The sequence below is a fragment of the Alteromonas sp. 1_MG-2023 genome (assembly GCF_030547075.1).
GTDB lineage: Bacteria > Pseudomonadota > Gammaproteobacteria > Enterobacterales > Alteromonadaceae > Alteromonas.
This window is the reverse complement of sequence record NZ_JAUOQH010000017.1, coordinates 1-21,112: the sequence shown is the minus strand read 5'-3', so window position 1 is coordinate 21,112 and position 21,112 is coordinate 1. Positions and strand designations below refer to the sequence as shown.

The window sequence follows — 21,112 nt, the reverse complement described above, 5'->3', positions numbered from 1 at the left end:
GTACTCTGACCCCATTTTTCCCTTTCCTATTCCCCAATGTTAGCGACGCTTTCTACGTCCTTTCGACCTGCCTTTGCCCCTCGGTTTATCGTCCGCTTCAAAATTCCCGTAGAGGTCTTCTTCTATCTTCGCTGCAGGTGGTTTTGGTTTAGGCTTTGGCGCAAACTCGGAAATAAATGTCTTTTTAAATTGTCTGCCAAGAAGGCGTTCGATGTTTTTTAGTTGCTTAGCTTCGTCGTCGCTGAATAGCGAAATCGCTAAGCCTTCCGATGAGGCTCTGCCTGTACGACCTATTCTGTGAATATAGTCTTCGGCTACATAGGGCAGGTCGACATTAATAACGCATGGCAATTGTTGAATGTCGATGCCTCTGGCGGCAAGGTCTGTTCCAATCAATACTTTAATGCTGCCATCTCTAAAACCATTTAACGCTAACGTGCGAGCTTGCTGGGTTCTATTAGCGTGAATAGATTCTGCTGCAATATCTTTGGCTTCAAGTTCATTCCTTAAGCTGTCGGCACCGCGTTTGGTGCGGGTAAATACCAAAATTTGAGACCAATCATTGTTCTGGATAAGGTGAATGAGAAGCTCGTTTTTTCGTTCTTTGTCCACCGGATGCAATATCTGCGTGATCTTTTCAATGTGATCATTGGCCCTGGCTAACTCAATAGTCATTGGGTTATTAAGCATGCTGGTTGCTAAGGTTTTTATTTCTTTTGAAAACGTGGCTGAAAATAGCAGAGTTTGGCGTTTCTTTGGTAGAAGCTTTTGTATTTGATGAATATGGTCAATAAAACCTAAGTCCAACATACGGTCGGCTTCATCTAGTACTAATATTTCAAGATGATCGAAGTTAATTGCGCCTTGCTCGTATAAATCAACCAAGCGCCCTGGTGTTGCAATAAGGATATCGACACCTAGCGCTAATTCATATTTTTGAGGCTCAATCCGAACCCCACCAAATACGACCGTTGAGCGAAGATTTAGATTCTGGCTATATTGTTCAACATTTTGAGCAACCTGTGCGGCAAGCTCTCGCGTAGGGGCAATGATTAGCGCTCTTACGCTATTAGCTTCTGGGCTCGGTTTACCTGCTAATAAATGTAGAATGGGCAGTGAAAAACCTGCTGTTTTCCCGGTTCCCGTTTGGGCAATCGCGATAAGATCGCGCTGCTCTAATATAACTGGAATGGCTTCCATCTGAATAGGAGACGGAGTGGTATAGCCTTTTTCAGCAACGGTGTTCAATAATTCGGTACATAGGCCTAGAGTGCTAAATGACATAGAAGGAAACCCACAAGGCATTAAAATTGGCGCCATAATACTAAAATAATGGGGTCAGGGTACATTATCTCCTAAAAAGTACACTATCTACCGAAAAGTACTCTGACCCCATTTCTTCTCACATTTATCATCCGCCACTAAACTTGGTTTTTTTGTAACCTGCTACTACGCTTAATAAAAATTTATGACAATAGCTAAGATGATTAATGATAAAAGAAAACACCCGCGATTTAATCTCAAAGGTGTGCACGCAGACGTCATAATAAGTAACGCTTTAAGTGAAAAGAGCATTTACTTAGAGGGGAATATGGTTGATATGAGTTATTCCGGCATCCGAATTAAGTTGTTATCTGAAATGCCTCAAAATCTTCCCGATAGTAATGTGAAAATTGTTCTAACGCTGCCAAGTTCAGGTATTAGTTGCACCATTAAAGGCGCGATTCGGCATATCAACGCTGAGTCTGAGGTGGGTTTGCATTATTCCGAATATCATAAAGAAAACGAGGTTGATGCATTTATGTTTGAATGTGTTAAACAGATGGATACGTCACATTAGCATAGTGATGGGAGAGAAAGGGCCTAGGTTGTGTTGTAACGTCAGCGCAGCGGTTCTCAAAGACCAGAAACGGTGGGCCTAGCCAATTCAAGCTAATTTACGAGATGTATGCTTCCGCCACTTAATTTAACCAAGGGCATTTTACAGATAAACATGATCACAAACGCAGACACTAACTAAAAGCTAGGCATACAATAGCCCTTACAGCCTTTAATGTTAGCAAAACGATATCATTTCAAGTTGAGCCTAACCGAAAAAATACCCGTAAATAGGGAAATTCATCATCCTTTGCGTGCCACACTAAGGTGTGACGAGCATTACGCGAACCTTTTATAAGGTTAACAACTATTATGCGAAAACGTATCACGCGGCAAAAAATAGCTTTTCTTATTACTATGGTAGCGACCTCCTTTGCCTCTTTAGCGCAATCAGAATTGCCTATGCAGGTCGAAATGAAAGGTAGCAAAGGCACTATGCTTGCTGGTACTGCCATAACCTCATTCGATAACCCCTGGGCGATGGCATTTTTGCCAAATGGCCATAGTTTGGTTACCGAAAAGACAGGCACATTGTGGCTGCTTGATAAAAACCAGCAAAAACGCTTTGCAGTAACAGATGTTCCCAAGGTGACAGCGCGAGGGCAAGGCGGTTTAGGCGATGTTATTGTTCACCCTGAGTTTGAGACTAATAACACCATCTATATTTCTTATATAGAGCGTGACCCTAAAGACGATGCCTACAGCGGTGCAGTGATTGAGCGTGCAATATTGACCATTTCTGAAAACGGTGCCAGCGTGTCTGACAGAGAGCTTATATGGCGACAATTGCCTAAAGTAACTGGGAATGGGCATTATTCACATCGAATGGCGTTTTCGCCTGATGGTTATTTGTTTATTACTTCTGGAGATAGACAAAAATTTACCCCCGCGCAAAATATGGCAATGAATTTAGGCAAAATTCTGCGTTTAAACGCAGATGGAAGCGTGCCTAAAGACAATCCGTTTTACGGAAACGGTAGTGTGACCGAGCAAATATGGACATTAGGACACCGTAACCCCCTAGGTATTGATTTTGATGAGCAGGGGAACTTATGGTCCCACGAAATGGGGCCACGTCATGGCGATGAGCTCAATGTTATTGAGAAAGCGCGCAATTACGGTTATCCCATAGTGTCTCAGGGCGACCATTATTCAGGCGTAAAAATACCGAACCACGAAGATTACCCTATTTATAAAGCGCCGGAAAATGCGTGGGTACCAGCCATAAGCCCCGCTGGTTTTATTATCTACAGTGGGGATTTGTACAAAGACTGGAAAGGGAATGGCTTTATAGGCGGATTGTCTTCAGAAGCGCTAGTACGGGTTACCTTCAATCAAAGTGATGAAGGTAAATGGAACGTAGAAGAAGCGGAAAGATATGAGTGGGGTAGACGGGTTCGCGAAGTAGAACAAGATAATGTGGGTAACATATATGTACTTGAAGACAAAGAAGGTGGCCGTTTAATCAAGCTTCAGCCGAGTAACTAGCGACTAAAAATATTGGGGTCAGAGTACGTTATTTCCGTTTAATCAAGCTTCAGCCGAGTAACTAGCGACTAAAAATATTGGGGTCAGAGTACATTATTTCCCCAAAAGTACTCTGACCCCATTTTTCACTAATGTCCTTTTTGACCCGCTAAGATTTTGTTTTTGCCCTATCATCCTTGTTTAAACAGGCATAATATCTTTATCAACAACCATCTGGGCAAACCTTTATGTTGATAATTAAACCCAATTGCGAATGTTCTAATGTGTCTTTGCCTGCCAATTCATCGAAGGCTTACATCTGCACTTATGAATGCACGTTTTGTGAAGATTGCCTAACAGGAATATTGCAAGGCGTTTGCCCTAATTGCGGTGGTGACTTGCAAAGAAGGCCTATCCGCCCAGTTAAAGCGTATCGTCCTGGTGTGGGATTACAGCATCATAGTGCAAGTAAAGAGAGGGTTGTTGGCCAGTTCAACGAGCAAGAAATCACTACATTTGTAGACAAAATAAAACATATTCCAGCGTATCAGCGCTAATCAATTAACGGTAGCTAAAAAGGGCAGAGTATGTTGGGTAAAGATTTGTTGATCGCAGTATTTATTGTGGTGATATGGGGAGTAAATTTTGTTGCTATAGCTTGGGGTTTAGAAGGTATGCCTCCTTTATTAATGGGCGGTTTGCGCTTCCTGTTAGTGGCATCTGTGGGCTCGTTGTTTTTTAAGCGGCCGAATACTCCATTTATTTGGTGGGTGGCCTATGCGGTGCCTATCAGCTTCCTGCAATTTGCCTTTTTATTTTCTGCTATGGCTTATGGTATGCCCGCTGGACTAGCGTCGCTTGCGCTGCAATCACAGGCATTATTCACTATGATTTTTGCCTTGTTTTTCTTAAATGAATCAATAAAGAATTATCAGGTTTGGGCCTTTTTTATTGCCGCGTTTGGCTTAACTTTCATTGCACTAAGTAAAGATGAACATAGCATCACAGCTTTAGGATTTGGCCTAACGATGGCTGGGGCAGCAAGTTGGGCTTTAGGTAATATTAGCGCTAGAAGTATTAGCAATAGAGGCTTTAATTCAAATGTGAATTTGGTAGTTTGGAGTGCATGGGTCCCTCCCATTCCCTTTTTCATCGGTAGTTATTTTATTGAAGGGCCTGAACAAATCATCACCAGCTTAAGCGGCTTTGGCTGGGTGTCGTTTGGTGCGCTGTTGTATCTGGCGGTTGGTGCCACTATCACCGGATACGGGCTTTGGAGCTATCTGCTAACGCGGTATCCAGCAGGCCAGATTGCTCCGTTGTCGTTAGGTGTTCCTATTGTAGGGCTAAGTTCTGCAGCGCTCATGTTGGGTGAAAGCATCACACCTATGCAGTGGTTGGGAATTATTTTAGTTTTAGTTGGCCTGCTGTTTAACACCTTTGGTGGCCGTTTTCGGCGTAAGGCTGCCACGGTAAGTTTATGATGATTGAAACCTCCGTCACTGAAATAAGCACTAAAGCTAGCGCCGACACAAGCGCCAAAATCGTACCTATCTACATAGTTTTGCTACCAGAGCTTTTGATGTTAGATGTGGTGGGCCCAGCAGAGGTATTTGCTTATGCCAATCGTTACGGGGAAACACATTTTAAGCTGAATTTTGTTGGGCCGGAAACTGCCCTTAAAAATTCGCTTGGTATGAGCTTGTCGGTTGACCCGTTACCAACAGCTATTGAACCAAACGCTTGGTTATTAGTAACAGGCATGGTGGGTAATGCACTTGAGCTTGATTCTCCCGCATTGCAAAAGGTATATGGATGGTTAGCACAGCATCAATTCGCCAGAGTGATCAGTGTTTGCGCTGGCGCGCTAGTGTTGGCAAAAGCGGGCCTGCTGAAAAATAGAAAGTGCACCACGCACTTTATGCATTGCAACGAGTTATCAGACTTACTTACACCTAATCAGGTCCTTGAAAACCGATTATTTGTACAAGATGGTAATGTTTATACCAGTGCCGGTGTATCAGCTGGAATTGATTTGGCACTTCATTTGGTGCAGCAACAGGTTGGGCCTCAGGTATCTGCAAAGATAGCTCGGCAAATGGTGTTGTTTATTCGCCGAGGTATGCAAGATCCTAGTTTGTCACCGTATCTTGAGCACAGAAATCATTTACAGCAGCGAATTCATGCAATTCAAGATAAGATTCAGCAAGACCCCGTTAAGAACTGGAGCGTAGACGAGCTGGCTGATTTAGGGCATTGCAGTAAACGTCATTTTGCGCGCATATTCAAAGACAGCACCGGTATTACCAGTAAAGAATATATCTATAAATTGCGGTTGAGTTTGGCCCAGCAACTCTTACAACATTCGCCGTTGCAGGTGGAAGAGATTGCTCAGCGATGTGGGTTTGAGGACCCAAGGCAATTCAGGCGTCTTTGGGCTAGATATCACAATAGCCCGCCTTCATCGTTTCGGTAGGGGTAACTGGTTAACGAAAAATAGGGTCAGAGTACATTATGTGCTGCAAAGTACTCACTAAAAAGTACTCTGACCCCATTTCTCGCTATTTCTTATCCATCGTCCGAAAAGTTTATACGCGCTATTCTTTCTTGCTCTTCATCAGCAGCGGCTTGAATTTCTTCAAGTATTGCGTCTACATCAGCATCTTCGCTGTCATCTTCAAACTCACCCGTTAGCACAGAGTTAGGCGTTAGGTTGGCTTCTTCAAACAGAGCCCACATTTCTTTTGCGTAGTTAGTTTGCATTAACTCGGGGGCAAATTCGCTGTAGTAACGGCGAATGTTATTTACGTCGCGGGCAAACATGGCTTCAGCACTGTTATTAGCTGACGCGTTAACAGCTTGTGGCAAATCAATGATGACGGGGCCTTTGTCGTCAACAAGTACATTAAATTCAGATAAATCGCCGTGAATAATACCCGCGCACAGCATCAGCATAATATTATGCATCATCAATTTGTGCTGGGTGATGGCCTCTTCTTTGCTAAAGCTAACATGGCCTAACTGCGGCGCTACATCACCGTGTTCATCAGACACTAGCTCCATCAGTAAAACACCGTCAATACAGCAATAGGTGTCAGGTACACGCACACCTGCTTCATTTAAGCGTGATAGGGCATCAACTTCAGCCGTTTGCCAAATTTCTTCTTCTATTTGGCGCCCGTAACTTGAACGTTTACCCATGGCACGTGCTTGGCGACCACCACGCACTTTTCGGCCTTCTTGATACTGCGCTGCTTTCTTGAAGCTGCGTTTAACGGCATCTTTATAAACTTTTGCACAACGAACATGTTCACCACAGCGAACCACAAAAACATCGGCTTCTTTACCGCTCATTAAGCGGCTTAGTACTTCATCAATTAAACCATCATCGACGAGAGGTTGTAGGCGTTTAGGTATTTTCACTCATTTCCTGCTAAATACGCGTTGTATTTTCATCATTGTTTATAAAGGTGCTCTATGTGTTTATTTAATTTGCTTAACTAGTATACCAGTCTTAAAAACGAAGAGCAGTGATGTAACGGCACTTTTTATTTTTCCCGTTCGAAAGAATGTGATTTTTTAATAAAAATTTTAATACTCAAGCATGGAAGCACAGTTCATTGGCCGTGCTAAATCAACAATCCTCCAATTTCTACCGCCGATCTGTATAAGACTAGTACCCGTATCTACTTCAGGAATGGATTTCTAAAACTACGGACATTAATATGAGCGATAAACGACCTGTCACACCAAGTTTGTTACTGGCCTTAACGCCTGTAGTGTTAACACTGATTATCTTAGGTACGCAGATTTTCTACTTTGGCGTATTCGAACCACATATTCCTCTTACCATCGGGCTAGCGTTAACCAGTTTAGTTGGCATGTACTTGGGCCTTACTTGGGTAGATATCCGAGAAGGTATTTTCCACGTTGTTCATGTTGCGTTGCCATCCGTATCGGTACTAATAACTGTTGGCATGATTATCGGGGTATGGATAGCCAGCGGAACTGTACCCACCATTATTTACTACGGGTTAAAAGCCCTCTCTCCTGAAATTTTCCTGGCCGCAGGCATGATTATATGTGCAGTGGTTTCGGTGTCCCTTGGTACCAGTTGGGGAAGCGTAGGTACGGTCGGGTTGGCGTTAATGGGCATTGGTGAAGGATTTGATATTCCAATGTACTGGACGGCGGGCGCGGTTGTTTCAGGTGCTTTTTTTGGTGATAAAGTATCACCGTTATCTGACACCACAAATTTGGCCCCAGCGGTAACAGGGACTGATGTGTTTTCTCATATTAAAAATATGATGGCGACCACCATTCCAGCCATGTTAATTGCTTTAGTAATTTATTTGGCGGTAGGCTTTTTTGTTATCGATACGCAAAGCGTTTCATTTGAAAAAATTTCAGGTATTACCAACGCTTTAGAAGAAAACTTTTATATTTCTCCTTGGACACTAGTGCCAGCTGTTGTTGTAATGGCGTTGGCACTTAAAAAATGCCCGCCACTGCCCTCGTTATTTGCTGGAGTAGTAGTGGGTAGTGCAATGGCAATGATTACCCAAGGGCAGAATCTGCAGTCGGTTTTTGATTTCGCAAATAACGGGTATTCAATTGAAACAGGCATCGCAGAGATTGACGGTCTATTAAATCGTGGTGGTATACAGTCGATGATGTGGACTATTTCGCTTGTGCTAATTGCATTAGGCTTCGGTGGCGCACTTGAAACCACAGGGTGTTTGCGAAGTATTATTAATGCGATAAAAAGTAAAGCAACCACATTTGCAGGTACACAAACTGCCGCCGTTGGAACCGCATTTGCGACTAATTTGGTGGCTGGCGACCCATATTTATCTGTGGCATTGCCTGGGCGCATGTACTCACCGGTATATCGTGGGATGGGGTATTCTACTTTGAACCTTGCCAGAGGCATTGAAGAAGGAGGAACGTTAATGTCGCCACTTATTCCATGGAACGCGGGTGGGGCATTTGTCATTACAGCACTGGGTTTAGGCGTAACTGGCGATAACCTAGAAAACCTACTTTATATTCCATTGGCCTTTGCATGTTGGACAGCACCATTAATAGGCATTTTTTATGCGTACACAGGTTTGTATTCACCTAAAGCAAGCGATGAAGAGCGTGAACGTTGGAAGAGTTCCGGTGAGGCAATTGCTGAATTCAATGAAGATGGATCGCCCAAAACGGATTAAGCCATTGCGATAAACTAAACTGGGTAAATAATGGGGTCAGAGCACTTTTTATGTAAAAAGTACTCTGACCCCTTTTTTACCTTTTTTATTTTTCTATAACTCATCTGCACATATATATATTACCAATATAAATATTGCTGATGTTAACGTCATGTTAGCTTAGCGTATATCTAAAGCGTGATTAACATGGCGAGACAACCAAAATGAATAAATCTAAACAGCTGTTTACTCTTATCAAATCAGAAGGTGAACTAGAGGTTTCTATTAAAGAAATAGACGTTCCAGAGCCTAAAGCGCACGAAGTTATTGTTCGTATGGAAGCGTCACCTATTAATCCTTCCGATATGTGGCCTATGTTCGGCCCCGCCAGCTTAGAACAAGCAAACTTTGATGCTAGCAAAAATGCCTTGGTTGCACCTGTACATAAACCTTTGTTGATGCGAGTTAAATCGCGCCTTGATCAAACTCTACCTATTGGTAACGAGGGTGCGGGTACAGTAGTTAAGGCAGGGGATAGCCCTGAAGCTCAAGCATTAATGGGCAAAACCGTCTCTATTCTTACTGGTGCCGCTTACACCGAGTTTGCGTGCGTGCCTGCTCAAGCGTGTTTACCACATATGGAAAGCACAACCGCGCAGCAAGCGGCGTCTTCGTTTGTAAATCCGTTGACGGCATTGGGTATGGTAGAAACCATGCGTATGGAAGGCCATAAAGCGTTAGTTCATACTGCGGCGGCATCTAACTTGGGCCAAATGTTAAACAAAATCTGCTTAGAAGAAGGCGTAGATTTGGTCAACATTGTGCGAAGTCAGCAGCAGGTCGATATACTTAAAGATTTAGGCGCGAAAATTGTGCTTGATTCTACTAGCGAGAATTTCAAAGCAGAGCTTTATCAAGCCATTGATAAAACAGGCGCTACATTAGCCTTCGATGCCATTGGCGGCGGCGAGTTAGTCAGCGACATTCTTACCATGATGGAAGCGTCGGGCAGTAAAGATGCAAAAGGCTTCAATACTTATGGTTCAGACAGCAACAAGCAGGTGTATATTTACGGCGGCTTAGACTTCTCTCCAACTACGCTAAATCGCGCATTTGGTATGACATGGGGAATTGGCGGTTGGTTGCTGATGCGCTTCTTAGGCAAACTAGATAAAAAACGTGTAGGTGCACTCTATCAAAAAGTTGCTGCTGAAATTAACACTACATTTGCGTCTTCATACACCAAAGAGTTAAGCCTTGAAGAAGCCCTTCAGCCTGAAAATGTAGCCTTATACAATGCTAAGAAAACGGGCGAGAAATACCTTATTGTTCCTAATAAGTAAATAATGGGGTCAGAGTTAGATAATCCAAAAAGTACTCTGACCCCATTTTATCGCCAATTTCATCAAAGAAAGCTGGCTAGTTCGTTAAGAGATTTTTTCTGCTTAGCATGAGCCGGAATGGTGGCTTCGGCTGCAGGGTAGCCGGCAATAATTAGCATATAAGCCCGTTCGTTTTCTGGCCGGTTACACACTTGGGTTAAAAAGTTCATGGGCTTCGGTGTGTGAGTTAATGTAGCCAAACCCGCATTATGCAAGGCAGTGAGCAGCATTCCAACTGCAATGCCTACCGATTCATGAACGTAGTAATTCTGACGCTTGTCTCCGCTTTCTGTTTCACCAGATTTCTGGCTAAATACGGCAATAAGCCAAGGCGCTAACTCTAAGTAAGGCTTACTTGAGTCTGTACCTAACGGTTTAAGATCTTGTAGCCATTGCTCCCCAGCACGTCCCTCATAAAACCCACGCTCATGTGCTTCAGCCTGCTCCCTTACTTGTTGTCTTACCGTAGTAGAGTTAATCGCTGCAAAATGCCAAGGCTGATGGTTAGCTCCGCTCGGCGCAGTGCCAGCCGTTAATAGGCAGTTTTCGATAACCTTTTTGTCTACAGGCCTGTCGCTAAAATGGCGAATGCTGTGGCGACGTTGCATAGTTTGCAAAAAGTCTGCGCTGCGCGACACCATTTCATTTTCTGAGTATTCAACAAAGTCATCTAGCGGTGAGTGGTCGTGTGGTTGCATTTTGTAGTCTCGTTTCCAGAATTAATGGGGTCAGAATATAGTAACCGAGCACATTAAACGAATACATAAGCTGCGTACATTAGTCAGAGCGGTTTAGATGAAGTTTTGCGTTTCATTCAATAGCGCCGTGGCTTGATGATCTGCTTTCTTAAAGCGTTTCTTTCTATATCTTTCCTGCCTATATCGTTCTTGCCCGCTTGTGATTTGTTATAAAGGGTACGTTAATCTCAGGTAGATTGTGTGCAAGCTTTGCACTTGTAGTAGAATAGGTATAAGCAAATCATCACTTAACCATTATGGTGTGTTATTTAACCAGAATCTCAGATAAGCAACGCCTGTAAGCCAAGCTTTCCTCTCTGTTTTTACCGCCCAGCATGGATTGAAAATAGATAGCCAATGGTTCATTAATTGAAATGTTTGGTAGGAGTTACTGCATTTCGCTATTTTTTATCTAAAGTTTAGGTTGGTTAGCTAATTTTCGTGACGATTTAAAAATGATACCCACCTTCTACTTTTAAATATTTGGAACACCAAATGTCAGATAAATTTTTTTTTAAAGGTCGTAAAGACGCCCGTCAAACGACCCTAACATACGGTTATGAAAGAAACGCTAGCCGTATTGCAGGCAGTAAAAAATACCCGCTTAAATTAGTGGTAACCAACGAAGCTCGAAAACAAGAAGTCGATACATTAGTGGCGGAAGCTGGTTTGTATGCAGATATTACCGTTGATACAAAGGAAGGTGCGGTAGAGTCTATACAAGAGTTAACAGTACTACTGAATAAAAAGGGCACTGTAACCGTAGAGAAAGTCCCTGCTCGTAACGACCCGTGTATTTGCGGTAGCGGTAAAAAATATAAGAAGTGCTGCGGCTAGTACGAACCTTTATATTTAATCCTAATATCAAACACCGAAGTCAAAAAGCCACTCATTCTATTCATAAAATAAGTGGCGTTTTAAGGGAAAAATTAATAGGGTCGGAGTACTTTAACTAAGTGCATTAAAGATTCCCTTTTTAATGAAGTTTCCCCTTTCACACAATAACACTACGGGTTGATGGTCTGCCGATTTTTTCAGTTTTAAGCTTCATTCGGTTAGCTTTTCAATTTCTTGTTTAAATTTAGCGTTACCTAACACCAACTCCTTTTTAGAGCAGCTTTGTATATTATTGATAAGTGCTTGTGGAATTTCTGTCTCGAATAACGCACGGTAAGCTTTTAGGCGAAGAGGAACGGTTTGTCCTAACGATAGATATAATGGGTGAGGAGTGCATAACGTCGACTTCACGCCTAAAGCGTTTATTGCATAGCTTGACCATTTATATTCACAGGGAGTCGACACCATCGCTGCTCTTACTGGGTTGAGTTCAATGTATTGGTACACGGTAAGCAAGTATTCTTCAGAATTTATTAAGCTAGAGTTAAATCTACCCTCCCATAACGTTCCGGTTCGCTTGTATTTTTGATTAAAATATCTAACATACATGCGCCCTAAAGATTGCATCATGGTACTTAGGCCGTGATTATCAAGTTGTGGGGTACAAAGTAGGTGAATATGATTTGTCATCAGCACCCAAGCGTGAATACTTACATTGAATTGTATCGAGAACTTCTTCAACCAATAAATGTAAGCAAAGTAATCACTCTCGTTAGCAAAACATACCGCACGGTTATTGCCCCTTTGAATAACGTGTTGCGCAAAACCTGGTGGTGCTAGCCGTCGTTTTCTGGCCATGTTCGAATTTACCCTATTTGATTTTCTCAAATAACGATGAATAAATTTGGCTTTCACTACAACCCTGTACTTGCTAAAACTAGTCTAAAAGGCAGTGAAAAAAGGGAGAGAGAAAATGAGGTACAGGGAGTTTTGTTTAAGAAAAGTACTCTGACCCCATTATTTAGGAGCATGAAAAATGAGCGAACATGCTAAATATGCACGTTACTTTAACGGCTACCCTCAAACGGTTATTGAACAAGCGCTGCAGCTAATAGCGAATAATAAACTCACTAGTTACCTCGTTAAAAAGTATCCTGATGCGCATGCTATTACCACTGATAAGCTGCTCTATAACTACGCGACTGAACTTAAAAAGCGGTATGTAAAAAATGCGCCACCTTTTGGTCGTGCCGCATTTAAAAAGCAGGGTGATATGGTAACCAATGCATTAGGTACGCATACCTATAGAATGCAGGGTAAAACCCGCAAACATGATTTAGCGATTAACAGCGACTTATTACACGCCCCAGAGCCACTATTGAAAGCGTTAGTAGTGCATGAACTTGCGCATTTTAAGGAAAAGGACCATAACAAAAGCTTTTATCAACTTTGCTGTTATATAGAGCCCGACTACCATCAGCTAGAGTTAGACTTGCGCCTATTTTGCGTTGCTGTTGATATGGGTAAGAACCCGTATAGCCTTGGTTGAACGTAGAGAAGGAAAAATGGGGTCAGAGTACTTTTCAAAGAGGGCGATAGAGTACGCTTGTACTAGTAATTAAAGTACGCTTAATTAAAGTACTCTGACCCCATTTTTTACACACCTTACGCTAGAAAGAGTTTCAGTGTCACCGGTTTGGTTGTTTCGCAAAACACAATGCTTTCCATCAGTGAGCAAAGTAAACAGAAATGCCGGGTTATTGTGTCTCCCCTCAATCAGCAGCCCTCTATCATCCGTATGGGCTTTGCGCTCAATACCTACTTGCGACGACTCAGAAAAAACATCGTCGGCAAGGGTAATTTTTACCCCGCCAAACCAACTGCTTATTTTGCTCTCGATTTCTTGTTTCTGCGCTAAATTCAAGTTGCTAGCATAAGCTTCAACTAAGTCGCTCTCACTAATAACGTCTGTCGTTGTACAACCGCTTGCTAACGTTAATGCAATGGCTAATAAACCTATAGCACGCTTAAAAAGCACGGTATTAGAAATCGCAGCCTTGAAGCGCGCCATTACGGGCGCTCTTCTATAACAGGCTCATTAATTTTATTCTGCAAAACTAACGTTTCTCTTTGTGTGTTAGGATTGTCGATGGCTAGTAAAGTACTTTGTTGAGTACTCCCTTGAGCGCTTGCTAACGTACTCGACGTACTTTCTTTATTGGCCGAAGTATCAGCAAGACTTTCTGTTGATGTAACCACCGGGCAACTGCCTGTTGAAGAGTATTCTATCGCTGCGGCCAGCATGCCCTCTTCGGGGTTACCTAAGGCTGCTGTAAAGTCATCGTCTATATCACAACCTGGTAGCTCGAAGTCGAAGTTTGGTGTGGTGGTAGGCATAAAACCGTCTGCGTAATCGCCAAACCCTTTATTATTCACCCCTTGGAATTGAATAGTGAAATAAGTTTCGCCACAGTTATCGGCAGGGTAAAAGCCATAAGGCTTGCCGCAGGTGGTTGACCCTATTTGAACCACTTCCACATCAATACCGCGCAAGGCATTTATTACCGCTTCACTAGCAGAGCAGGTTGAACCAGTGGTTATCACGTACACGCGAGTCAATGACAAGCTAGGTAATAAGGTACTGGTTAGCGTGCCCGCATTATAATCAATCACATTGCTATAAAATGGTGTAGCTTGCACTGTACCACCGGTTACTGGGTTAGTCGTTGTGCTTTTATCATTAAAGCGGGTGGTTTCGAAAATAGCGTTATTAGTTTGGCTAGGGCCCGCCACCATGTATGAAACCTGAGACGCCAGTGCCAATAGTCCGCCGCCGTTGTAGCGCAAGTCTATTACCAGTTCGGTAACGTTCTCTTCCACAAATAAATCAAACGCATCAATTAGGCTATCTTGGGCTGTGCGAATAAAGGTGTTGAACTGAAAGTAACCTGTTTTGCCACTTTCAAGATCTAGTACGCTTACGTTTTGCACTGGTGATACGGTTATATCGGCTGATGTTAACTCTACTGCCAGCGAGCTGCCATCAACAAGCGCAAATTCAAAGTTGGTCACAGTGCCCGCGTTGTCGGGGAAAAGTGCAGCGTTTATAGCATCTACACCGCTTTGGGTATTGTCGTTAACAAAATCGATACCGTTAACGGTAACCAGAGAAGCACCTCGAGGTACGTTAGCTAAAGCAGCAGGGGAATCCTCTTCGGTAAACCTCACAATAAGTTCTCTAGGTGAAGTGCTTGCAACAAACTCCCAATCAAACCCGTAGCCGGAAGATACACCCGATTGTGTGAGTTCGTTGTATTCAGCGGTATCCTGAGAAAAGTGAAAGTTATCTTTTGCAGTACCGCTTGAGGTTAATTCAGTGGTTTTTAACTGATCAAAGTAGCCTATTACCGAATAGTTGGCAGGGTTGTTGTCAGGTACTTCGTCGTACCAAAGGTAAGTATCGTTAGTCCATGAACGCAACCATAGTTTTTCTTCTAAAGCAGAACCTTGCGCATCAGGGTAAGCACTGCCAGTGAACGGATCTGTGCCGGTTCGTGGCGTTTCACATTGGGCGATAAGGCTAGATTGTGATTCATAAACCCCGGGCTCCCAAATGGGCTCGTTACTCACCGGTGTAGTAGGTAAGACCGGCGTGACGGCGTTACTGCTTCCGCCTCCACAACCACTTAACATAGCAACCGCTACTGCAAGAGCAACAACTGAACACTTATGCGTGTTATTCAGCATAGATTTTCCTTATCTAGTTGGCCAACTATCCGCAGGCCTACAACTTAATTAAATATTGCCACATCAAGATACCCCTGACCACTCAGTAACCTAAAATTAATGTAGCGCTTTTCTCTACCGTAAACGTTAAGTTCAGCACCCTTTACCGCTTATTTACACATCTTTGCGCAACTATCGCCTCGTAAAAACCTCCTAGAACACATTTTAAAAAGGGTGAAGTTATGTATTTTTATAAACGGTGTTGTATCAGTGTCGCCATTATTAGCGGGTTATCGTTAACAGGATGTATATATACAGGAGATGACGATGAAGGAGATGGTAACGGTTACGCTCAATATGTGAACTTGGTGCCACAGTCACCGGATATAGAATTTGTAGTAGATGATGATTCAGAAGGTGAATTGTCTTTTACCGAGGCCACCGCTTATTCCTATGTAAGCAATGTTTCTTACGATATTGAATTTAACCAAATTCTGCCTAACACTGAAAACAGTAGTTTTATTGACGATGAAACGCTTAAAGTTGATAAAAAAAAGGTACATAGCTACATTTTGTACGGCGAAACTGACTACCCAAGCAGTTTAGAAATTGAGATAGATGTTTCCGATGTTTACGACTCTGATTTCGATGATGGCTATGCCATGGTGCAGTTTGCCAATTTGGCAAGCTATGATGACGCCGTAGACGTATACATTCTTGACGCGGATGGTTCGCTTACTAACCAGACAGCCAGTTACACGCTTTCATTAGCCGATACCAGTGGCGATACCGAACTAGATGCTGGCGACTATAAGTTAGTCTTTACTCAATCAGGTACAGATACCATATTAGCAATGAAAAATGACATCACTATTGAAGAAGGTGAAGCACTGTCTTATGTATTGGTGAGTTATGAAAGTGCGGGCATAGAGGATACATTTTTTAGCATTGTGGAGCTTAATAATAGCGGCTCAAGGCAGTTAACCAACGAAGCGCAAGATAGCTACCTTCGCGTAAGCAATAATATTACTAACACCAATGCTATTTCTGTCGCGCAAACTACTTCGTCAAATATCGTGGCAGAAGATATCGCTTTCGGAGACATCTCTGACTTTATTTCAATTGAAATTGATGAGCCTGACGAAGCAACAAATGTTGATGTTTACCTTCATGATAGTGACACCCAAGCGGTATTAGAAAGCACTAGCATAGATTTTTACGCCGATCAGGTCGCGTTATTATTAGGTAGCGGCAACACGAATTCTACAGTCACATCGTATAGTAATACCGAAGATTTAAGAGTTATTGAAACCCATGCGAAACTACTTTTCTCTCATAATATTGATAACGAAAGCAGCACTGCCATTTCTGTGAAGGTTATTGAACAAGGAAGCTCGCCAGATTCATACGATGAATCGGATTCATTCTCTTACTTAAGTTCTTTGGATGTGGAAATTGAAGCAGGCGACTACGATGTATATGTCTATAACAGCGAAACTAACGACTTACTGCTAGAAACCACTATATATGATGTACAAACCAGTGACGTGATTAACTTGATATTGTCAGACTACGATTACGGTGGCGCACCGTATCAAGTGTTTACCGTGTATAACTAATTAAATAATGGGGTCAGAGTACGTTAATTTGAGTACGTTAATTTAAAGTACTTTTCGCTGGAACAAATAATGGGTCAGCGTAAAAGTACTCTGACCCCATTTTTTTTAGAAGCTTGCTCTTACGCCTAGGCTAAGGGCTCGGCCTGGTAGAGGTACTTCGTCTTTTATATAAGAAGAATGCACACGGCCTTCTGTATCACCTAAGTTTTCGCCTTTTAGGTAAAACGTCATGTCTACATTATCTAATTCTAAGTAGTAGTTAGCTGAAGCAGAAAGCATGGTATAGCCGTCTGTTTCGGTCTCGTAGTCGGCAACTTTATCTTGCTTACTATTTCTAGTTACGCCCACTTCCGTATGCCAGTTTCCATACTCATAATGAAGTGTTGAACCGAATCGCATTGGAGGCGTTCTTGGTACATTGCCGCCTGAATCCAGTTTAGCTCGTGTGTAATCAGAGAAAACTTCTACACGCCAATCATCAGCAAAGTGCCAATCAACCTGTGCTTCATAGCCGTATAAATGTGCATCTTGCTGGGCAAACACAACAACAGGTAAGCCATCTGATTCTTCGTCACTTGCCAACCCTGCACCAGCTAAGGCGTCGTAAGCATCTGAGGTAATAAACGAGCCGTCGTTTACTACTAAGCCGGTATAATCTTCAAAGATATAATTATCAACATGGTTACTGTACAGGCTAACACTCGCGCTCCATGCGTCTGAGTTATAACGATACGTTAAGTCGATATTATTAGAGGTTTCTTTATCCATATCACCGGATATTTGCGCAACAGAATATTCACCGTTGTTCTCTTCAATCTCGAATTCACCACCTATTTCATAGGTTCCCGAGCCAATATGCGGTCCGTACGAATACATTTCGGTGGCTGAAGGCGCGCGCTGTGAATAAGCATAGTTGAATGCCAACGAGTGATTGTCGTTTATACTCCATACTACGCCAGCAGAGCCAGAGAATGCGGTGTAATCTTTATCATCAAATGACATTGCATTGTCAGTCGTCAGTTCGGTGAAAAAGCTGTTATCTACATCATGAGTGGTTTCTTCAACACGGGCACCTAACTGCCATAAGAGTGAATCGACTTCTTTTTCTTCCATCACGAACGCAGCGATACTGTCCGTTTCGCTAGGTGGGGTAAAGGCTTCCTCACCAATAGCTTGGAAATCGCTATTGTTGTAATGCAAACCTACAATACCTTTCCAGCCGTTAATTGGCGCATGATCTGCCCATAAACGCGATTCGATACTTTCGTTTTTAAACGTAGTACCTATTTCACCGTCTTCTATTTCAGAGTGCTGGTAATCAGTGTAGGCATTTTGCGAATGTACCGACGAGATAAAACCGTCTAGGTTATTCCAGTCCACTACGCCTTGATAGCGGTCTTGCTTTAAATTTATATAAACGTCTTCTTCACTAGGCAAACCGTATTCAGAATCCATACGGCCATAAGCAAATGCGGCTTGAGTATCATCGGTTACCCAACCTGCACCTAAGTTAAAACCGTTGGCATCAATGGCAGAGTTGGTAAGGGTAGTGCTGCCACCTTCTTCGTCTATATCCGCAGGTACTGGAATCTCATAATCGTCGGTATTTCTATTATAAGCATCTACATGAAAAGCAAAGTCGCCAGCCCCAGCATTTAAATTTGTTGATACGGTTTTGCCGTTTGAAACATCATCGTACTGAGCAAATACTTCACCACTAAATTCATCTTGCCTAGTTAGCGGTAGTCTGTCGTCAACCACATTGACTACACCGCCAATGGCGCCGCTACCGTATAAAAGTGTGGCTGGGCCTCGAAGCACTTCTATCTGACTTGCGGTGGAGGTTTCAGTGGATACTTGGTGATCGGGGCCTACTCTGGAAGCATCAGAAGCGCCTAATCCATTTTGAACTATTTTGACGCGGGGGCCATCTAATCCACGAATGATAGGGCTACTTGCTACAGGGCCATAGTAAGAACTATGCACACCCGGAACGCTTTTTAATGTATCTCCTAAAGTAGCAGCTTGGTTTTGATCTAATGCTTCACCGCTTAGAATACTCACTGGAGTCGCAGACTCTAAAACAGTGCGCTTTAACGGGGATGCCGTAATAACAACGGTTTCAATATCGTTTTCATCTTTTTGAATGGTTTTATCAGCAGCGTATGCTTGGCTACTTAGCGCGGTTAATAATGCGATAGCCACGTGTGAGTAGTTATTTTTCATGCTTTCATCTCTAAATTACATCATAAACTTGCCAGCTATCTGACGATAACTAGCGTAAAAACTTGCTTAACGTTTAGTGATGGATGAAAACGGTGGGCCTCTAATATCTACAGAGGTGAAAAATAAGGCACGAACGCCCGCCTCGATAGGCAGTATAAAAAAGTAGTGGTGTAACGAGGGTTTAAAAAGTGCTGTATCTGTGGGGAGGTAATGTTCTAAGTCCACCTCACTTAAACATAGCTGACAATGCGATTCAGCCTTCACCACATGGGCACTACTGTGCCAGCTCGTCAAAAGGCTGAGCAGCGTAAGCAGCACCAGTATATATTTTACTCGTGTTGCTTGTTTTTTAGGTGTGGTAAACGTTGAATAATGCATTACGGCATTATTATGTCTGGTATCAGAAATATATTGTCGAAAATTAACGTATTTTTGCGTTATTTGACCTGATTTTTACGTTTGCATCTGCAAGCCACTAATTCTTAGGCGCTTATATCTAAGCGCTAATTTAATAGCCTTGAGCCTAATTTAATAGCCCTACGCGTAAACGCTTTTCAATAGCGTTAAGCCTAAGCGCTTTTCAAAAGCACAACGCCACTCCCAAGTTTTTTGCCTAAACCTAAACCTAAACCTAAACCTAAACCTAAACCCAAGCCTCAGCTAGATAATCAAAAACAAGGTAGCAGCCGTCGCTGCAGCCATGGTGAAGTTGAAACGCTTTCTACGAATCGGAGAGCTAAGCCATATTTTAATTTTTGCGCCAACCGCGGCCCATATTGAAATGCACGGAAAACCGATTAAGGCAAACGCTAACACAATAGCTAGTCCAGATTCTGCATAGTGTTCGCCAGGTAACGTAAATGTGCCCACGCTAGCCAATGCCATCATCCAAGCTTTGGGGTTTATTAATTGAAACAGCGCACCTTCCCACCATTTAAGTGGCCCTTTACGAGTGGTTTTCTCAATTTCAATTTCACCGGTGGGGCCGGTGGCAATTTTAAACGCCAGCCATAGTAAGTAGGCAATACCCAACACTTTTAACACGGTATATAAGCTGGGGAGCAAAGCGAAAAGCGCACCAACCCCCAAAAGCGTACTTATAATCAGGCCCGCAACGCCTACAACGATGCCCAACATGTGTGGAATGGATTTCTTATAACCATACTGCGCCCCAGATGCCAGCAGCATTAAATTGTTAGGGCCTGGCGTTACTGTGCTAACAAAAGCAAAGGTAGCGAGGGCGAAAAGTAACGACGTTTCCATGAAGATCCACATACAAAGTTGATGAAGTGGCATAATAATAAATGCAATTCTGTGTATGAGTTAGATTCAAAAAATAGAAAATAAGACCATACAGAAGCGCTGTAATTATGACTGTATGCCGGATTACCTCTTAATCTGTATGGTAAATGGCGGTAATAAGTTAAGGTATGGTTATCTGTATGGGGATGTCTGTATTGGGTAATTAAAATGACACTGTATGAATCGTTAGCTAGTGAGCTAAAAGCGCAAATCGATCGCGGGGCATTTGAGTGTGGAGATAAACTGCCCTCAGTCAGGCAGTTGTCAAAAGAGCACAACGTTAGCATCGCTACGGTACAGGAAGCCTATCGCGTTTTAGAATCTCAAATGTATGTAGAGGCGAAGCCTAAATCTGGCTACTTCGTTTCTTCTAATACCACGTTGAATAACACCCCTAAAATGACCAAGCCGCCGCAGCGGCCTATGGATGTGTCGCAGTGGGAAGATGTACTTAACATGTTGTTGAATACGTTTAATAAAGACAGCAATATTGCCACCCAATGCCAGTTCCAACACGCCATGCCCAATATGACGGCAAAAACTCTGAAGCCGCTTACAAAACGTTTGCATGAATTAACAAAGAACAGACCGCTCGATGGCATGGTATACGGCGATGTAAAGGGCGATCAGAACCTTAGAAAACAACTCAGTAGGCTTACTGCAGCGTCGGGGTGTATGCTGCAACCTGATGAGTTTATTGTTACTTCAGGGTGCCAAGAAGCACTGTCTGTTTGCCTTCGGGCTGT

19 protein-coding genes are annotated in these 21,112 nt (G+C 42.9%); 11 read left to right on the top strand and 8 right to left on the bottom strand.

Annotated elements, in window-relative coordinates; genetic code table 11:
- Positions 1–39 precede the first annotated feature (39 nt).
- On the bottom strand, positions 40–1,284 hold the full coding sequence (locus Q4561_RS16050; RefSeq protein WP_303461983.1) for a DEAD/DEAH box helicase: 1,245 nt from the start codon (positions 1,282–1,284) through the stop codon (positions 40–42).
- A gap of 184 nt (positions 1,285–1,468) precedes the next feature.
- Between Q4561_RS16050 and Q4561_RS16045 the strand changes: the two genes are divergently transcribed.
- The 5 genes from Q4561_RS16045 (at position 1,469) to Q4561_RS16025 (ending at position 5,821) form a co-directional block, all read left to right on the top strand.
- Entirely contained in the window at positions 1,469–1,840 is a 372-nt protein-coding gene (locus Q4561_RS16045; protein WP_368411533.1) for a PilZ domain-containing protein, read from the top strand.
- 350 nt (positions 1,841–2,190) lie between these two features.
- Positions 2,191–3,366 carry a PQQ-dependent sugar dehydrogenase gene (locus Q4561_RS16040; protein ID WP_303461982.1) on the top strand — a complete coding sequence of 392 codons (1,176 nt, stop codon included), beginning with the start codon at positions 2,191–2,193 and terminating at the stop codon, positions 3,364–3,366.
- 227 nt (positions 3,367–3,593) lie between these two features.
- A complete protein-coding gene (locus Q4561_RS16035; RefSeq protein WP_303461981.1) occupies positions 3,594–3,902 on the top strand; it encodes a DUF1272 domain-containing protein in 309 nt (102 codons plus the stop codon).
- Positions 3,903–3,932: 30 nt separating this feature from the next.
- The gene (locus Q4561_RS16030; RefSeq protein WP_303461979.1) at positions 3,933–4,829 is read left to right on the top strand and encodes an EamA family transporter; all 897 of its coding nucleotides are present in this window, start codon (positions 3,933–3,935) and stop codon (positions 4,827–4,829) included.
- Positions 4,826–5,821: a GlxA family transcriptional regulator gene (locus tag Q4561_RS16025; protein WP_303461977.1), complete on the top strand. Its 996-nt coding sequence runs from the start codon at positions 4,826–4,828 to the stop codon at positions 5,819–5,821. The genes Q4561_RS16030 and Q4561_RS16025 overlap by 4 nt, the downstream gene beginning before the upstream one ends.
- Before the next feature lie 92 nt (positions 5,822–5,913).
- Here Q4561_RS16025 and Q4561_RS16020 read toward each other — a convergent pair whose 3' ends face one another.
- Entirely contained in the window at positions 5,914–6,768 is an 855-nt protein-coding gene (locus Q4561_RS16020) for a PA4780 family RIO1-like protein kinase (protein ID WP_303461976.1), read from the bottom strand.
- 302 nt (positions 6,769–7,070) lie between these two features.
- Here Q4561_RS16020 and nhaC point away from each other — a divergent pair, with 302 nt between their 5' ends.
- Both nhaC and Q4561_RS16010 read left to right on the top strand, forming a co-directional pair.
- Positions 7,071–8,558, top strand: a complete 1,488-nt coding sequence (nhaC, locus tag Q4561_RS16015; RefSeq protein WP_303461975.1) for a Na+/H+ antiporter NhaC — start codon at positions 7,071–7,073, stop codon at positions 8,556–8,558.
- Between the two features lie 203 nt (positions 8,559–8,761).
- Positions 8,762–9,880, top strand: a complete 1,119-nt coding sequence (locus Q4561_RS16010; RefSeq protein WP_303461973.1) for a zinc-binding dehydrogenase — start codon at positions 8,762–8,764, stop codon at positions 9,878–9,880.
- Between the two features lie 62 nt (positions 9,881–9,942).
- Here the strand turns inward: Q4561_RS16010 and Q4561_RS16005 are convergent, their stop codons facing one another.
- Positions 9,943–10,617: a nitroreductase family protein gene (locus Q4561_RS16005; protein ID WP_303461971.1), complete on the bottom strand. Its 675-nt coding sequence runs from the start codon at positions 10,615–10,617 to the stop codon at positions 9,943–9,945.
- A gap of 534 nt (positions 10,618–11,151) precedes the next feature.
- On the opposite strand from Q4561_RS16005, the gene Q4561_RS16000 reads away from it, so the two are divergent.
- A complete protein-coding gene (locus Q4561_RS16000) occupies positions 11,152–11,493 on the top strand; it encodes a PBPRA1643 family SWIM/SEC-C metal-binding motif protein (RefSeq protein ID WP_303461969.1) in 342 nt (113 codons plus the stop codon).
- Positions 11,494–11,703: 210 nt separating this feature from the next.
- On the opposite strand, the gene Q4561_RS15995 is transcribed toward Q4561_RS16000, so the two are convergent.
- The gene (locus Q4561_RS15995) at positions 11,704–12,351 is read right to left on the bottom strand and encodes a transposase (RefSeq protein ID WP_303461967.1); all 648 of its coding nucleotides are present in this window, start codon (positions 12,349–12,351) and stop codon (positions 11,704–11,706) included.
- Positions 12,352–12,529: 178 nt separating this feature from the next.
- On the opposite strand from Q4561_RS15995, the gene Q4561_RS15990 reads away from it, so the two are divergent.
- On the top strand, positions 12,530–13,042 hold the full coding sequence (locus Q4561_RS15990; protein ID WP_303461966.1) for a M48 family metallopeptidase: 513 nt from the start codon (positions 12,530–12,532) through the stop codon (positions 13,040–13,042).
- Positions 13,043–13,126: 84 nt separating this feature from the next.
- Here the strand turns inward: Q4561_RS15990 and Q4561_RS15985 are convergent, their stop codons facing one another.
- On the bottom strand, positions 13,127–13,564 hold the full coding sequence (locus Q4561_RS15985; RefSeq protein WP_303461964.1) for a hypothetical protein: 438 nt from the start codon (positions 13,562–13,564) through the stop codon (positions 13,127–13,129).
- Positions 13,564–15,240, bottom strand: coding sequence for a S41 family peptidase (locus tag Q4561_RS15980; protein WP_303461962.1), 1,677 nt, complete (start codon positions 15,238–15,240; stop codon positions 13,564–13,566). The genes Q4561_RS15985 and Q4561_RS15980 overlap by 1 nt, the downstream gene beginning before the upstream one ends.
- A 221-nt stretch (positions 15,241–15,461) precedes the next feature.
- Here Q4561_RS15980 and Q4561_RS15975 point away from each other — a divergent pair, with 221 nt between their 5' ends.
- Positions 15,462–16,838, top strand: a complete 1,377-nt coding sequence (locus Q4561_RS15975) for a DUF4397 domain-containing protein (RefSeq protein ID WP_303461960.1) — start codon at positions 15,462–15,464, stop codon at positions 16,836–16,838.
- Between the two features lie 105 nt (positions 16,839–16,943).
- On the opposite strand, the gene Q4561_RS15970 is transcribed toward Q4561_RS15975, so the two are convergent.
- Both Q4561_RS15970 and Q4561_RS15965 read right to left on the bottom strand, forming a co-directional pair.
- Entirely contained in the window at positions 16,944–19,064 is a 2,121-nt protein-coding gene (locus tag Q4561_RS15970) for a TonB-dependent receptor (RefSeq protein ID WP_303461959.1), read from the bottom strand.
- A gap of 660 nt (positions 19,065–19,724) precedes the next feature.
- Positions 19,725–20,327 carry a LysE family translocator gene (locus Q4561_RS15965; protein WP_303461958.1) on the bottom strand — a complete coding sequence of 201 codons (603 nt, stop codon included), beginning with the start codon at positions 20,325–20,327 and terminating at the stop codon, positions 19,725–19,727.
- A gap of 207 nt (positions 20,328–20,534) precedes the next feature.
- Between Q4561_RS15965 and Q4561_RS15960 the strand changes: the two genes are divergently transcribed.
- Positions 20,535–21,112: GntR family transcriptional regulator (locus tag Q4561_RS15960; protein ID WP_303461956.1), on the top strand; the 578-nt coding region annotated here is incomplete at its 3' end.

Bases quoted from the DNA above. Each gene is read 5' to 3' on its own strand.
- Q4561_RS16050 (WP_303461983.1), bottom strand. From the start codon at position 1,284: ATGTCATTTAGCACTCTAGGCCTATGTACCGAATTATTGAACACCGTT.
- Q4561_RS16045 (WP_368411533.1), top strand. From the start codon at position 1,469: ATGACAATAGCTAAGATGATTAATGATAAAAGAAAACACCCGCGATTT.
- Q4561_RS16040 (WP_303461982.1), top strand. From the start codon at position 2,191: ATGCGAAAACGTATCACGCGGCAAAAAATAGCTTTTCTTATTACTATG.
- Q4561_RS16035 (WP_303461981.1), top strand. From the start codon at position 3,594: ATGTTGATAATTAAACCCAATTGCGAATGTTCTAATGTGTCTTTGCCT.
- Q4561_RS16030 (WP_303461979.1), top strand. From the start codon at position 3,933: ATGTTGGGTAAAGATTTGTTGATCGCAGTATTTATTGTGGTGATATGG.
- Q4561_RS16025 (WP_303461977.1), top strand. From the start codon at position 4,826: ATGATGATTGAAACCTCCGTCACTGAAATAAGCACTAAAGCTAGCGCC.
- nhaC (WP_303461975.1), top strand. From the start codon at position 7,071: ATGAGCGATAAACGACCTGTCACACCAAGTTTGTTACTGGCCTTAACG.
- Q4561_RS16010 (WP_303461973.1), top strand. From the start codon at position 8,762: ATGAATAAATCTAAACAGCTGTTTACTCTTATCAAATCAGAAGGTGAA.
- Q4561_RS16005 (WP_303461971.1), bottom strand. From the start codon at position 10,617: ATGCAACCACACGACCACTCACCGCTAGATGACTTTGTTGAATACTCA.
- Q4561_RS16000 (WP_303461969.1), top strand. From the start codon at position 11,152: ATGTCAGATAAATTTTTTTTTAAAGGTCGTAAAGACGCCCGTCAAACG.
- Q4561_RS15995 (WP_303461967.1), bottom strand. From the start codon at position 12,351: ATGGCCAGAAAACGACGGCTAGCACCACCAGGTTTTGCGCAACACGTT.
- Q4561_RS15990 (WP_303461966.1), top strand. From the start codon at position 12,530: ATGAGCGAACATGCTAAATATGCACGTTACTTTAACGGCTACCCTCAA.
- Q4561_RS15985 (WP_303461964.1), bottom strand. From the start codon at position 13,564: ATGGCGCGCTTCAAGGCTGCGATTTCTAATACCGTGCTTTTTAAGCGT.
- Q4561_RS15980 (WP_303461962.1), bottom strand. From the start codon at position 15,240: ATGCTGAATAACACGCATAAGTGTTCAGTTGTTGCTCTTGCAGTAGCG.
- Q4561_RS15975 (WP_303461960.1), top strand. From the start codon at position 15,462: ATGTATTTTTATAAACGGTGTTGTATCAGTGTCGCCATTATTAGCGGG.
- Q4561_RS15970 (WP_303461959.1), bottom strand. From the start codon at position 19,064: ATGAAAAATAACTACTCACACGTGGCTATCGCATTATTAACCGCGCTA.
- Q4561_RS15965 (WP_303461958.1), bottom strand. From the start codon at position 20,327: ATGGAAACGTCGTTACTTTTCGCCCTCGCTACCTTTGCTTTTGTTAGC.